Genomic DNA, 14,088 nt, shown 5'->3' on the forward strand with positions numbered 1-14,088 from the left:
GGGGACCCCCGGCCCGCTCGGCGCCCCGTGAAAGGCTGCTCATGAAGACGTCCTACACCGCCGGGCCGGACATCCACGTCCTCCCGTCGGCCCTTCCCATCCCCGGCCTCGGCGACCAGCCGGTGAACGCCTTCCTCCTCCGGTCCGGCGAGCCGCTGCTCGTGGACACCGGCATGCCCGTCGACCGGGAGGGCTTCCTGGACTCCCTCTGGTCGCTGATCGAGCCGGGCGACCTGCGCTGGGTCGTCGTCACCCACGACGACCGCGACCACACCGGCGCCCTCGCCCGGATCCTGGAGGCCGCGCCGCGGGCGAAGGTGCTGGCCAACGCGATATCACTGACGCGAATATCGGAAGAGTTCAGCATTCCGCAGGAACGGGTAGTAACCGCGAACCCGGGAAGTCGCGTGAAAGTCGGCGATCGTGAGCTGAGTTTTCACCGGCCGCCCACCTTCGATTCACCCGGAACCCTCGCCGTGTTCGACCATTCCGATGGAACGCTCTACAGCTCCGACAGTTTCGGCACCGTCGTAGAAGAAATTCAGCAGGACTTCACCGACCTTTCGGAGGAGGAATTCTTCCATGGCTTCGAGGTGCTGAACCGTGCGATAGCCCCGTGGACCGCACTGGTCGACGAGGCCAAGTTCCTCCGCCCCGTGCACGAGCTGGCCGCGCTGCGCCCCGCGCGGCTACTCAGCGCCCACGGGCCGACCGTCGAGGAGGCCGCCGTGCCCCGGCTCTTCGACGCGATGGCCCGCATCCCGTCCCTGCCCGCCTGGCTGCCGGGCGCCGACCTCGACCTCGAGGCGGCGCTCGACGCCCACGAGTCCACCACCGGCTGAGCACCGCTCCGCCCGCGCACCCGAACCGAGGAGAACCATGTCCGACCCGACCACCGCCGATCTGACCCCGCCGCGCGGAGTCGTCACCGTCTTCTCCGACATCTGGTGTTCCTTCGCGCACATCGCCATCCACCGGCTGCACGCCACCCGGGCCCGCCTCGGCCTGGAGGAGCAGGTCTCCTTCGACCTGCGCGCCTTCCCGCTGGAACTGCTGAACGACGCCCCGAGCCCGCGCCCCGGCACGGACAGCGAGGTCGCCCGGATGGCCAGCCTGGAGCCGGCCGCCGGCTGGCAGCTGTGGCAGGCCAAGGACTGGCTGTACCCGTCGACGACGCTGCCCGCCCTGGAGGCGGTGCTCGCCGCGAAGGAGCAGAGCCTCAACGCCTCCGAACAGCTCGACCTCGGGTTGCGCCGGGCCTTCTGGGCCGAATCGCGCTGCATCAGCCACCGCAAGGTGATCCTGGACGTGGCCGCCGAGACGGGCGCCGTCGACGTCGACGCGCTCACCGAGGCGCTGGACGACGGCCGGGCCCGCCGTACCCTCGCCGACCAGGCCGCGCTCTCGAAGAGCGACCGGGTGAACTGCAGCCCCCACCTGTTCCTGCCCGACGGCTCCGACCACGCCAACCCCGGCATCGACGTGGGCTGGGAGGGCGCGTACGGCATCGGCTGGCCGGTCATCGCCTCGGACGACCCCAAGGTGTTCGAGGACATCCTGCTGCGGGCCGCCACCGAATAGCCGGAACAAGCCGCCGAGCGCGGCCGAATAAAGCGGACGACGGCCAGGCATTCCTTTCGAGGAATGCCTGGCCGTCGTTCCTTTTTTTCTCCCGCAGAACATCGCGGTGATTATTAATTGCGTGACCCGGCCGTTATTCGCAAGGCCGCTCGAAGCTCCTACAGTCATTCACGCCGCCGGAATTCCGGACGGAGATTCGTATCGACAGCGGGAGTTCTTCATGTCGTTGACCGACAAGGCAGACGTCAGCACTTTCGTCGACCTCACCCAGCACGAGATCGAGGCTCTGAAGACCCGGTTCAACCTGGCCGACGCGCACACGCACCAGCGTCAGTCCGCCTCGCAGGAGCGGATCGTCAGCCGGCTCCCCGAGCTCTGGCACGAGTCCGAGTCCAAGCAGCAGGCCCACTTCGAGCGCCAGTTCATCGACGCGTTCTTCCGTCTGCACCAGCAGCCCACCGCCCGGGCCATGGACCGCACGCTCCTGTCGTACTCCGCCAGCGTCTCCACGATGGTGGCCGGCATGTTCCTGAAGCAGCGCGGGATGTCCGTGCAGCTGGTGGAGCCCTGCTTCGACAACCTGGTCGACCTGCTGCGCAACATGCAGGTGCCGCTCGGACCGGTCGACGAGTCCGTGCTGCACGACAAGGACGCCATCTACGACCGCCTGGTCGAGTCGATCGACGCCGACGCGATCTACCTGGTCGACCCGAACAACCCGACCGGCTTCACCCTGCTCGCCGAGAAGCTGGAGGGCTTCGCCGAGGTCGTGCGCTACTGCGTGGACCACGACAAGGTCCTGGTGATGGACTTCTGCTTCGCCTCCTTCGCGCTCTGTGACGAGGGCATCGGCCGGGTCGACATCTACAAGCTCCTGGAGGAGTCCGGCGTCACCTACATGGTGATGGAGGACACCGGCAAGACCTGGCCGATCCAGGACGCCAAGTGCGCCATGATCACCGCCAGCCGGAACATCCAGGAGGAGGTCTACAACCTCCACACCAGCGTCCTCCTGAACGTGTCGCCCTTCGTCCTCAACATGGTCACCCAGTACGTCGAGGACTCCATCACCGACGGCTTCGCCTCCGTCCGCGACATCATCAAGACCAACGGCGACGCCGCCCGCGCCGCCCTCGCCGGCACCATCCTGGAGTTCCAGGAGCCGGTCGTCGGCACCAGCGTCGCCTGGTTCCGCATCACCGCCGAGGACCTGACCGCCACCCAGCTGCAGGCCGTCCTCTTCGACGAGGAGGTGTACGTCCTGCCCGGCACCTTCTTCTACTGGAACACCAAGGAGAAGGGCGAGCGCTTCGTCCGCCTGGCCCTGGCCCGCGAGCCCGAGGTGTTCGCCGGCGCGATGGAGCGGATGCGGAAGGTGCTCGAGCGCTATGCCGGCTGACGCCACCCCCGCGACCGAGGCGACCGAGCACGCCCCCACGGTGTTCATCGACGCCACGCTCTTCATGGGCATGCACAGCGAGGACGAGACCGTCCGCGTCGCCGCCAAGTCCTTCTTCGCCGCCCGGCTCGCCGCCGGGGACGCCGGCCGGGTCGTCATGAACTGGGAGCAGGTCGGCCGCTGCGACGACCTCGTCTGGGGTTACGAGCGCGGCGTGCAGGACGACTACTACCCGTTCATGGACGTCCTCCACACCGACCTGGCCATCGACCGGGTCCCGTACGACGAGGACGACGTCCGGCGGGCCTTCACCACCCCCGCGCTCGAAGGACTGCCCACGCACGAACGCCTGCTGCTCGCCCAGGTCATCGGCCGGGAGGGCGTGCTGCACACCGCGAGCCCCCGGCTGCTGAAGGCGGCCGACGGCCTGCCCGTCGTGCCGATCGGCACCGGCGCGGAGCCCTCGTTCCCCGCGTACCTGGAGGACCTCTACCGGCGCTCGCTGGTGCTGAAGGTCGACTCCGACTCCCTCTGAAACACATCGCGAAGGGCACCCCACTCATGCCTGACTCCTACTCCGGGACCGTCGTCCCCCTGATCACCCCTCTCGACGAGCACGGCACCGTCGACGAGCAGAGCGTCGTCCGGCTCCTGGACCACATCCGGACCGAGGTCACCGGCCTCATGCCGGCGCTGACCTCCGGCGAGGGCTGGAAGCTCGACGCCCGGCAGTGGCAGGACGTCGTCACGTACACCGTCAAGCACGCCGACGGACTCCCCGTGCTGGCCGGGATCCAGCTCCCCGACACGGCCTCGGTGGTCGACCGGGCCCGCACGGCCGCCGAGATCGGCGCCGACGCCGTCGTCGTCACCACGCCCTTCGGCGCCGACGTGACGCAGGACCAGATCGTCGAGCACTACCGGGCGATCCGCGCGGCCCTCGACATCCCGATCTTCCTCTACAACGAGGAGGCGCTGTCGGGCAACCGCATCGAGTTCGAGACCCTGATCCGGATCTGCAAGGAGATCCCCGGGATCGTCGGCATCAAGGAGTCGAGCGGCGACGCCGCCTTCACCCGCAGGATGGCCGAGGCCGGCACCGGCATCCCGGTCTTCGAGGGCTGGGAGAACCTCCTCGTCGACGCCCGCGGCATCCAGGGCTTCATCGGCCCGCTGGCCAACCTCGAACCCGGCCTGTGCAACGCGATGCTGGTCGACCCGACCCCGGACCGCCAGGCGGAGATCAACACCGTCTGCGAGAAGTACGGCGTCTTCAAGGACGACTGGTACCGCTGGGTCAAGAAGGAACTGCACGAGCGCGGCGTGATCTCCTCCCCCACCACGCACGAGGAGGTCGAGGCGGCATGAGCACCACCCCCGCCTCCCCCACCGCCTCCTCCGTCCCGGTGGCCGCGCACTCGTTCGCGACCCCGCCCGCGACCGCCCACCGCGAACTCCACACCCTCTACCGGCGGGTGCCCAACCTCGGCGACTACGGCTCGATGACCTCGATCGAGGAGCGGTGGATCCTGCCGAAGGCGCGGGCCTACGAGGCCTCCGCGCCCCGGTTCGGCTCGGCCGGCGAACTGCTCCAGGCGCTCAAGGAGTTCCTCGCCGAGGAGGAGGCCGCGCTCCCGGAGAGCGCGACCTTCCTCGCCGAGCACGCGACGCTCGAACAGTTCAAGGTGATCGTGCGGCAGTTCGCGCTCGACGGGCTCACCGAGTCCGAGTCGCTGCTCCCGGTCGTCCCCCGGCTGCCGTACCGCTCGGCGATGGCGGTCTTCCGCGTCCTCATCGACGAACTGGGCTGCGGCAACGAGGAGAAGGCGCACTCCCAGCTCTACCGGGACCTGCTCACCGAACTCGGCATGAGCCTGGAGCTCGACGACTACCTCGACGAGACGACGCCCGAGTGCTACGCGTACGTCAACATGTTCCACTGGCTGGCGAGCCGGGCGTCGTCCCCGCAGTACTTCCTGGGGGCGTACGCCTACTTCGAGACCAGCGTCCTGTACGCCTTCCAGAGCTTCGCCCGCGCGGCGCGGCGGCTCGGGATCGTCCACGACGCCTACTACACCGAGCACCTGTACATCGACTCGTACCACTCCAACCACATGCGCACCGCGATCCGCGCGCTCGACGAGCCGGACTTCGCGAAGATCTGGGCGGGTGTGCGGCTGGCCTCCGACATCGTCGGCGAGGCCACCGAGACGGCGATCGCGCGGGCGCGGGAGAGCGTCGCATGACGGCCGTGCCCGCCGGGCGGCGGGGCTCCGGCGAGCCCGTCGTCCGCCAGGTGACCGAGGACCTGGTCCTGGTCGAGGTCGGCGGCCGCAAGGTCCTCGCCGCCGCCCTCTGCCCCCACCGCGGGGGCCGGCTGAAGTACGGCAGGGTCGACGGGGACAGGCTGCGCATCACCTGCCCCCTGCACCACACGACCTTCGACCTGACCAGCGGCGAGCGCACCTCGGGGGCGGCCTGCGCCGCCCTCCGGGTGGTCGACGTGCTGCCCGGCCAGGACCGGTCCGGGGACCTCTCCGAGAGCCTCGCCGAAGAGCTTGCCAAGGGCCTCTCCGGAGGCGCCTCATGACCACCACACCGACCGGGGCGGCGTCCACCGTGACGCCGCCCCGTGCGGCGGTCGACCACGACGGCATCGCGCCGGTGCCCGAGTCGGAGCGCACCTCGACGCCGGGCGACTTCGGCTGGATCTGGCCCTCCGCGCAGTTCTCGTTCGGCACCGTGGTGCTCGGCGCGCTGCCCGTGGTCTTCGGTCTCGGCTGGTGGGCCTCGGCCACCGCGATCGCGGTGGGCGTCGCCGTCGGGACGGCGCTGCTCGCGCCGCTCGCCCGCTTCGGCGTCCGCACCGGCACCAACGACCCGGTGTCGAGCGGGGCGCACTTCGGGGTGCGGGGCCGCGTCGTCGGCAACGTCATCACGGTGGTGACGGCGCTCGGCTTCTTCGCGATCGCGGTGTGGACGGGCGGCACGGCCGTGATGGTCGCGGGGCACCGGCTGCTCTCCACACCGACCGGCCCGGGCGCGCTGACCGTGGCGATGTTCGTGACGGCGGCGGCGGTCGCGCTGGTCGCCGTGCGCGGCCACGAGACGCTGGTCCGCACGTACCGGATCACGGCGGTCACCGGCGGGGCGGTCCTCCTCGGCACCGCGCTCGTGCTCGCGCCGAAGTTCGACGCGGGGTACGCCGGCGGGAGCCTGGCGCTGGACAGCACCCTGCAGACCTGGCTGCTCGCGGCGACCGCGTCGGCGACCGTGCCCCTCTCGTACGCCACGTTCCAGGGCGACTACACCCGCTACATGCCGGCCGGCACCCCCACGGGCCGGGTCGTGCGGGCGAGCGGGATCTCGATGTTCCTCAGCAGTCTCGCCGCCCTGCTCACCGGCGCGTACGTGACGACGCTCTTCCCCGTGCCCGACGAGCCGTGGCTGCAGGGCCTGACGGACGCCGTGCCGGGCTGGTTCGCGGTGGCGGTGGTCGTCTTCGGCTTCGCGGGCACCCTGCCGCAGGCCGGTCTGTGTCTGTACGCGGCCGGGCTCTCCGCCAACTCGGTGTTCTGGCGCTCCTCGCGGGCCGCCGTGACCACGGTGGTCGCGCTGCTCGCTGCGGCCGTGCTGTACCTCGGGGCGGTGGTGTACGACGCCATGGACGCGATGTCGGCGTTCGTGACGCTGCTGCTCACCGTCGTGGCCCCGTGGGCGGCCGTGCTCTCCGTCGGGTACGTGCTCCACCGGGGCCGCTACGACGCGGAGGCGCTGCGCGCGTTCACCACGGGCGGCGGCGGCCGGTACTGGTACACGGGCGGGGTCAACGCGAGGGCCGCCGCGGCCTTCGCGGCGGGCTCCGTCGTGGGCGTGCTGTGGGTGAACAACCCGCTCTACACGGGTCCGCTGACCGGCCTCACCGGCGGGGTGGACCTGAGCCTGCCGGCCTCGTTCGTGGTCGCCGCCGTCGTGTACGGGGCGCTGTGCCGGGTGTGGCCGGAGCCGCTGCTCCCGCCGTCCGGGACGGCGAGGTGATGCCATGACCACGGTCCGGCTCACGGTCCGCTCCGTCGTCCGGGAGGCCGAGGGGGTCCGCGGGCTGCTGCTCGGCGACCCCACGGGCGCCGCGCTCGCGCCCTGGGAGCCCGGCGCGCACCTGGAGGTGACGCTGCCGTCCGGGGCGGTCCGGCACTACTCGCTCTGCGGCGATCCCGCGGACCGGACCACGTACCGGCTCGGGGTGCTGCGCGAGCCCGGCGGCCGGGGCGGCTCCGAGGAGGTCCACACCTCCGTCGGGGAGGGAACGGTCCTGGACGTGCGGGGTCCGTTCAACCGGTTCCCGCTCGTGCCCGCCGAGCGGTACCTGTTCGTCGCGGGCGGCATCGGCATCACCCCGCTGCTGCCGATGATCCGCTCCCTGCCGCCGGGGTCGTGGTCGCTGCTGTACGGCGGCCGGAGCCTCGCCTCCATGGCGTACCGCGAGGAGCTCTCCGCACTGCCCGGGGTCACGCTCGTCCCGCAGGACACGGCGGGGCTGCCCGACCTGGACGCCGTCCTGGCCGGGCAGCCCGCCGGGACGGCCGTGTACTGCTGCGGCCCGGAGGGGCTGCTGCGGGCGGTGGAGGACCGCTGGGCGGGGCCGCTGCACATGGAGCGGTTCGGTGCGGGGCCGGCGGAACGGACCTTTGGCGAGGGCGGTTTCGAGGTGGAGCTGCGGCGGACCGGGCGGACTCTGCGCGTGGAGCCCGGTCGGACCCTGCTCGACACCGTGCGCGAGGTGGTGCCGGGTGTGGCGTACTCCTGCGAGGAGGGCTGGTGCGGCACCTGTGAGACGAAGGTGATCTCCGGGACGCCCGAGCACCACGACACCGTCCTCGGCGAGGACGAGAAGGCGTCGGGGACGACGATGATGATCTGCGTGGGCCGCTCGCGCGGCGACCGGCTCGTCCTCGATCTCTGACCCGCTCCCGCGGGTCGGACCACGGAAGCCCGTACCGGACCCCCCCCGGTACGGGCTTCCGCGTGCCGGGGGTCAGAAGACGACGAGGGCGCGGCCGCCCTTGCCCGCGCGCATGTTCTCGAAGGCGCCCGGGATGCCGTCCAGGGTGATCCGCTCGGTGACGAGGGCGCCGAGGTCGAACCGGCCGGCCCTGATGTGTCCGGCGATGACCGGCAGGTCCACGGCCGGGTTCGAGTTGCCGTAGACGCAGCCGGCCAGGGTGCGGCCCCAGTGGAAGAGTTCCAGGGCGTTGAACGTGACCTGCTGGTCCTTGCCGCCGATGCCGACGACGGTGGTGCGCCCGCCGCGGCGGGTGGACTCCCAGGCGGTCCGGATGGTGACCGCTCGGCCGACGCACTCGACGGCCACGTCGACGCCCTGGCCCCCGGTCAGCCTCCGGATGTCCTTGGCGGTGGTCTCGGAGGCGACGACGTACTCGGTGGCCCCGGCAGCCCTCGCGAGCGCCTCCTTCTCCGGGGACACGTCCACGGCGACGATCGTCGAGGCGCCCGCGATCCGGGCGGCCTGGAGGGTGGCGAGACCGACCCCGCCGACGCCGAAGACGGCGACGGTCTCGCCCTCCCGGACCCGGGCGGAGTGGTGGACCGCGCCCCAGCCGGTGAGGACGGCGCAGCCGAGGAGGGCCGCGTCGGCGAGCGGCACGCCGTCGGGGACGGGCAGGGCGCAGTTCGCGGCGACGACCGTCTCCTCGGCGAAGGCCGCGACGTTGAGCCCCGGGTGGAGCTCGGTGCCGTCCTCGGTGCGGGCGTGGATGTTCGCCGCGCCCGTCAAGGCGTTCGCGCAGAGCCAGACCTCGCCGAGCGAGCAGGGGTGGCAGCTGCCGCAGGACGGCGCCCAGTTGAGGACGACGCCGTCACCGGGAGCGACATGAGTGACCCCCTCGCCGACGGAGACGACGGTGCCCGCGCCCTCGTGTCCGAGGACGGCGGGGACCGGGACGCGCATGGTGCCGTCGGAGAGCGAGAGGTCCGAGTGGCAGACCCCTGCGGCGGCGAGCCGGACCCGGACCTGGCCGGGTCCGGGTTCGGGCAGTTCTATGCCGGTGATCTCCAGCGGAGAGCCGACGGCGGGCAGGACGGCGGCGCGGATCACGCGTCTCTCCTCGATTCCTGGGTTCCTAGAACTGCAGGGACTTGGTCGTGAGGTACTCGGCGAGTCCGTGCGCGCCGAGCTCCCGGCCGACGCCGGACTGCTTGTACCCGCCGAAGGGGGCCAGCGGGTTGAACCGGCCGCCGTTGATGTCGACCTGGCCGGTGTCCATGCGGCGGGCGAAGGCGACGGCCTCGTCCTGGTCGCCCCAGACGGCGCCGCCGAGCCCGTACACGGTGCCGTTGGCGATGGCGAGGGCCTCCTCCTCGTCCTCGTACCGCAGGAGCGAGACCACCGGGCCGAAGATCTCCTCCTGCGCGATGGTCATCTCGGGGGTGACGTCGGCGAAGACGGTCGGGGAGACGTAGTAGCCGGTCTCTCGCGGGGCCTCGGGGCCGCCGGCGACGAGCCGGGCGCCCTCCTCGACGCCCTTCTCGATGTAGCCGCGCACGCGCTGCTGCTGCTTGGCGTTGACGAGGGGGCCGACGCGCTCCCCGGGGACGTACTTGGCGACGGCCTCGGCGGCGAGCGCCACGGCCTCCTCGTACCGGTCGGCGGGGATCAGCATTCGGGTCCAGGCGCTGCACGTCTGGCCGGAGTTGGACATGACGTTGGCGATGCCGACGGCGACGGCCTTGGGGAGGTCGGCGCTCGGCAGGATCACGTTGGCGGACTTGCCGCCGAGTTCGAGGGCGACCCGCTTGACGGCGCCGCCCGCGAGGGCGCCGATGCGGCGGCCGACGGCGGTGGAGCCGGTGAAGGAGACGAGGTCCACGCCGGCGTGCTCGGCGAGCGCCTGCCCGGCGACCGGGCCGAGACCGGTGACCAGGTTGAAGACGCCGGCGGGCAGGCCGGCCTCGTGCACGGCCTCGGCGAAGAGCTGCGCGGTGAGCGGGGTGTCCTCGGCGGGCTTGAGGACGGTGGTGCAGCCGGCGGCGAGAGCGGGGGCGACCTTGGCGACGATCTGGTGGAGCGGGTAGTTCCAGGGGGTGATCGCGGCGACGACGCCGACCGGTTCGGCGTAGACGGTGGAGTTGCCGACCTTCTCCTCGAAGGGGTGGGTGGCGGCGAGTTCGGCGTAGGTGCCGGCGACGGCGATCGGGAGTCCGGCGTGGACGGCGGCCGCGAGCTGCGGCGGGGCGCCGAGTTCGGCGGTGACGGTGGCGGCGATCTCCTCCGCGCGCGCGGCGAGCGCGTCGCGGAGGGCGGCGATCCGTGCCGCACGCTCGGCGGGCGGGGTGGCGGCCCAGCCGGGGAGCGCGGCGCGGGCGGCACGCACGGCGGCGTCGACGTCCTCGGCGGTGCCCGCCGGGACGTGCCCGATGACCTGCTCGTCCGCCGGGTTCAGCACCGGGATGGTGTCCGTGGAGGAGGCCGGGCGCCACTCCCCGCCGATGTACATCGCGTCGTGGGCCTTCATCCGCTGTCTCCTCACGTTGCCGGTTCCTCGTCCGACCCAAACTAGCGCTGTTAGTTTTTCGGCGCCAGGGTCTGCCGGAGTGCCCCCGGTCTCACCCGGGGCCGGGGCCCGGGGAACAGCCGGGGCGCGCCGCTCGATCGTGCCGCCCCGGGCCGCGGAATGTCCACGTCGGACCGGCACAGGCGTACGCCGCCGGAACTGGCGGAACCCCCCTTGCCCCGGCCGAGACGGAACGCATGACGGACTGGAAGACAGGACGGACTGGAAGACAGGACGGGCCGGAGGGCATTTCAGGCGGAAGGCATGACACGCCGGAACGCACCGCAGGCCGGAACGCATGACGCGCCGGAACGCATGACGCGCCCCGGTCGACGGAGCGGCTGGATCCGTCGGCCGGGGCGCGGGTTCTTCTGGTCCGGTCAGATCTTCTGGGCGATCTCGGTGAGGTGGGCGAAGACGACGATGTTCGCCTCGTAGCCCTTGCCGCGGTCGAAGGTCCCACCGCAGGTGAGCAGACGCAGTTCGGGCCGCCCGGTGTCCCCGTACACCTCCTTGTCGGGGAAGTCGTCCTTCGCGTACGTCCGGACGCGGTCGACCGTGAAGACGGCGACCTTGCCGTCGGCGCGGGCGACCCGGACGGTGTTGCCGGCGCTGAGCGAGTTGAGGTTGAGGAAGACGGCGGGCCCGGTGCGGGTGTCCCGGTGCCCGACCACGACGGCGGTCCCCCGCTCGCCGGGGGTGGGCCCCTTGGCGTACCAGCCGACGACCCGGGGGTTGTCGACGGGCGGGGTGCCGAGCCGCCCGGTGGCGTCGAGGCCGAGCTCGATCACGGGGGCCTCGATGGTGATGGCCGGGACGGCGACGGTGACCGGGCGGGAACGGGACAGCGGCGCGGGCGCGGGCGCGGGCCGTGGTGCGGGCGTGGCCTTGGGCAGCGCCCTGGTCTTCGCCTTGTGGTCCACGGCGGTGTGCGCTCCGGCCGCCGTTCCGGCCCGGCCCTGGGTGGCCGTGCCGGAGGCCGCCGGGGCCGCGGCGAGCGGCGGGGCGTCCGGCTCCCCGCCGCCGGCCCACCAGAAGCCCCCGGTCACCAGGACCGTGGTCAGCGCCACGGTCCTGGTGAGCCGGAGCAGGCGCCGCTGCCTGCGCGTGAGGCGGGACCTACGCGGCGCCATTGCCGCGGCGGCGGGAGCGGCGGATCAGGACCAGTCCGGCCGTACCGGCGAGGCCGGCGGCGACGGCCGCCCCGACGCCGAAGGCGGAGGAGTCCTCGGCGGCGATCTGCGCGCTGCCGCCGCCGCCTGCACCGACCGCGCCGTGCGGGGGCTTGCCGTGGCCGTGACCGCCGCCGGTGTAGCCGCCGTTGCCGTTGCCGCCGTTCCCGTTCCCGCCGTTTCCGTTCCCGCCGTTGCCGTTGCCACCGTTGCCGTTGTCCGGCGGGCAGTCGACGCGGAAGACCTTCGACTTCGCCGCGCCGTTCTGGCCCACCCACGTCCACTCGACCTTGTACATGCCGGTCGGCAGGCCGGTGATGTCGTCCGTGTGACCGTCACCGTTGCTGTCGACGGCGATGCTGCCGTTCTTCAACGAGGGGTCCTGGTTTCCTGGCTGGCCCGGCTGCGCGTAGATGTTCCACTGGATGCTCTGCAGACCGTCGAAGTTGAAGGCGGCGAAGCGGAAGATGCATCCGACCTGGGGCTGGTTGGTCTGGTCGGTGTCGGGGGTGCCCTGCCGGTGGACCTTGACGTCGCCGTTGTCGCCCGGCGCTGCGAAGGCCTGCGGGGCACCCGCGAGCGTCACGGCGCCGAGCGCCAGGGAGGCGAGCGTCGCGCGGAGCAGGGTGCGGGTGGGGGGTGTCGCCATGGGGGAATTCCTCCAGTCGTGAACACGTCGGGCAGTACTGCGATAATCCGACTATCTGTCACGACATGGACACGGAGGGTGGCGACCCGGCCGCACCACCCTCCGACTTCCACCCGTCCGGCGCACTCCCCGCCACCGCACGCCACCAGGGACTGCACCGGACCGGACCCGCCCGGGTCAGATGATTCCGAAGAGGATCCCGGCCGCCAGCACGACCAGCGACGTCAGCGCCGCCCACTTCACCGTGAACCGGGTGTGGTCGCCGAACTCCACCTTCGCCATGCCGACGAGCACGTACACCGCGGGCACCAGCGGGCTCGACATGTGCAGGGCCTGGCCGACCAGCGAGGCCCGGGCGATCTCCAGGGGAGACACGCCGTGGGCCGCACCGGCCTCCGCGAGGACCGGCAGGACACCGAAGTAGAAGCCGTCGTTCGACATGAAGTACGTGAGCGGGAGGCTCAGCACACCGGTAACCAGGGCCATGTGCGGGCCCATGCCCTCGGGGATGGCGCCGACGAGCCAGTCGGCCATGTGCTTGACCATGCCCGTGCCGGTGAGGACGCCGGTGAAGACGGCGGCGGCGAAGACCATGCCGGCGACGTTGAGGACGTTGTCCGCGTGGGCGGCGATGCGCTCCTTCTGCTCGGCCATCTTCGGGTAGTTGACGGTGAGCGCGAGGGCGGCGCCGAGGAGGAACAGCACCGGGATCGGCAGCAGTTCGAGGATCATCGCGGCGAGCAGCGCGACCGTCAGGGCCGCGTTGAACCAGTACAGCCTGGGCCGCAGCGTCGCGCGGTTCGGGTCGAGCCCCTGGAAGCCGTCGTCCTCGCCCTCGCCCGTACCGGCCACCGCCCCGGCGGCGTCACCCTCGGCACCCGGCGCCGTACCGACCCCGCCCGCACCCTTGCCCTTGCCCTCGCCGTTGCCCTTGCCCTTGCCCTTGCCCTTGCCGGTCTCGTCGGCGCCGCCGCCCGCCGTGACCAGCACCGCGTCGGCCTCCGGGACCAGGGCCTCGTCGAGGGTCAGGTAGCCGATGCGCTTGCGCTCGCGGCGCCCGAGCACGTACGCCAGGACGAAGACGAAGAGCAGGCCCACACCGAGTGCGGGGATCATCGGCACGAAGATGTCACCGGCGTCCAGCTTCAGCGCGGTCGCCGCGCGGGCGGTGGGGCCGCCCCAGGGCAGGGTGTTCATGACGCCGTTGGCGGTGGCGGCGACGCCGGTCATGACCACCAGGCTCATCCCGAGCCGCTTGTAGAGCGGATACATCGCCGAGACGGTGATCATGAAGGTGGTGGAGCCGTCGCCGTCCAGGGAGACGATCGCGGCGAGCACCGCCGTACCCACGACGACCCGCACGGGGTCCGCCTTGCAGAAGCGCAGGATGCCCCGGACGATCGGGTCGAAGAGACCGACGTCGATCATGACGCCGAAGTAGACGATCGCGAACATCAGCATCGCGGCCGTCGGCGCCAGCTTGCCGACCCCTTCGATGACGTAGTCGCCGAGCTGGGCCCCCTGCCCGACCGCGACGCAGAACAGCGCGGGGATCAAAACGAGCGCCGCGATCGGCGACATCTTTTTCAGCATGATCAGGACCAGGAAGGTCGCGATCATGGCGAAGCCGAGGACGGTCAGCATGGAGGACACCTCACGTTCACCCTTGAACTGCCGCCGAGCGGCGGTCCGGATGACGGTAGGTGTCCTCTTCCG

Annotated in this window: 14 protein-coding genes; 9 read left to right on the forward strand and 5 right to left on the reverse strand. The window is 71.7% G+C overall.

The window, feature by feature from the left end; all coding sequences use genetic code 11:
* Positions 1–41: 41 nt before the first annotated feature.
* From ACN9MM_RS08805 to ACN9MM_RS08845, 9 genes are all read left to right on the forward strand, one after another.
* Positions 42–842 (forward strand): MBL fold metallo-hydrolase, encoded by an 801-nt coding sequence (locus ACN9MM_RS08805; RefSeq protein WP_426363093.1) that lies wholly within the window; start codon positions 42–44, stop codon positions 840–842.
* Between the two features lie 37 nt (positions 843–879).
* Positions 880–1,581, forward strand: coding sequence for a DsbA family oxidoreductase (locus ACN9MM_RS08810; RefSeq protein WP_426363094.1), 702 nt, complete (start codon positions 880–882; stop codon positions 1,579–1,581).
* Positions 1,582–1,801: 220 nt separating this feature from the next.
* Positions 1,802–2,980: an aminotransferase class I/II-fold pyridoxal phosphate-dependent enzyme gene (locus ACN9MM_RS08815; protein WP_426363095.1), complete on the forward strand. Its 1,179-nt coding sequence runs from the start codon at positions 1,802–1,804 to the stop codon at positions 2,978–2,980.
* A complete protein-coding gene (locus tag ACN9MM_RS08820; protein WP_426363096.1) occupies positions 2,970–3,515 on the forward strand; it encodes a DUF6190 family protein in 546 nt (181 codons plus the stop codon). Before ACN9MM_RS08815 ends, ACN9MM_RS08820 begins: the two co-directional genes overlap by 11 nt.
* A 26-nt stretch (positions 3,516–3,541) precedes the next feature.
* The gene (locus ACN9MM_RS08825; RefSeq protein WP_426363097.1) at positions 3,542–4,348 is read left to right on the forward strand and encodes a dihydrodipicolinate synthase family protein; all 807 of its coding nucleotides are present in this window, start codon (positions 3,542–3,544) and stop codon (positions 4,346–4,348) included.
* Positions 4,345–5,226 (forward strand): iron-containing redox enzyme family protein, encoded by an 882-nt coding sequence (locus ACN9MM_RS08830; protein WP_426363098.1) that lies wholly within the window; start codon positions 4,345–4,347, stop codon positions 5,224–5,226. The genes ACN9MM_RS08825 and ACN9MM_RS08830 overlap by 4 nt, the downstream gene beginning before the upstream one ends.
* Positions 5,223–5,570 (forward strand): Rieske (2Fe-2S) protein, encoded by a 348-nt coding sequence (locus ACN9MM_RS08835; protein WP_426363099.1) that lies wholly within the window; start codon positions 5,223–5,225, stop codon positions 5,568–5,570. Before ACN9MM_RS08830 ends, ACN9MM_RS08835 begins: the two co-directional genes overlap by 4 nt.
* The gene (locus tag ACN9MM_RS08840) at positions 5,567–7,018 is read left to right on the forward strand and encodes a purine-cytosine permease family protein (protein ID WP_426363100.1); all 1,452 of its coding nucleotides are present in this window, start codon (positions 5,567–5,569) and stop codon (positions 7,016–7,018) included. Before ACN9MM_RS08835 ends, ACN9MM_RS08840 begins: the two co-directional genes overlap by 4 nt.
* 4 nt (positions 7,019–7,022) lie before the next feature.
* Positions 7,023–7,943, forward strand: a complete 921-nt coding sequence (locus ACN9MM_RS08845; protein WP_426363101.1) for a PDR/VanB family oxidoreductase — start codon at positions 7,023–7,025, stop codon at positions 7,941–7,943.
* 72 nt (positions 7,944–8,015) lie between these two features.
* On the opposite strand, the gene ACN9MM_RS08850 is transcribed toward ACN9MM_RS08845, so the two are convergent.
* The 5 genes from ACN9MM_RS08850 to ACN9MM_RS08870 form a co-directional block, all read right to left on the reverse strand.
* Positions 8,016–9,095, reverse strand: coding sequence for a Zn-dependent alcohol dehydrogenase (locus ACN9MM_RS08850; RefSeq protein WP_426363102.1), 1,080 nt, complete (start codon positions 9,093–9,095; stop codon positions 8,016–8,018).
* Positions 9,096–9,120: 25 nt separating this feature from the next.
* On the reverse strand, positions 9,121–10,512 hold the full coding sequence (locus ACN9MM_RS08855) for an aldehyde dehydrogenase family protein (RefSeq protein WP_426363103.1): 1,392 nt from the start codon (positions 10,510–10,512) through the stop codon (positions 9,121–9,123).
* 419 nt (positions 10,513–10,931) lie between these two features.
* The gene (locus ACN9MM_RS08860; protein WP_426363104.1) at positions 10,932–11,684 is read right to left on the reverse strand and encodes a class F sortase; all 753 of its coding nucleotides are present in this window, start codon (positions 11,682–11,684) and stop codon (positions 10,932–10,934) included.
* A complete protein-coding gene (locus tag ACN9MM_RS08865; RefSeq protein WP_426363105.1) occupies positions 11,671–12,372 on the reverse strand; it encodes a hypothetical protein in 702 nt (233 codons plus the stop codon). Before ACN9MM_RS08865 ends, ACN9MM_RS08860 begins: the two co-directional genes overlap by 14 nt.
* A 177-nt stretch (positions 12,373–12,549) precedes the next feature.
* Positions 12,550–14,016: a CitMHS family transporter gene (locus ACN9MM_RS08870; protein ID WP_426363106.1), complete on the reverse strand. Its 1,467-nt coding sequence runs from the start codon at positions 14,014–14,016 to the stop codon at positions 12,550–12,552.
* Positions 14,017–14,088: the final 72 nt, after the last annotated feature.

The sequence above is a fragment of the Streptomyces sp. E-08 genome (genome assembly GCF_049913095.1).
Classification (GTDB): domain Bacteria; phylum Actinomycetota; class Actinomycetes; order Streptomycetales; family Streptomycetaceae; genus Streptomyces.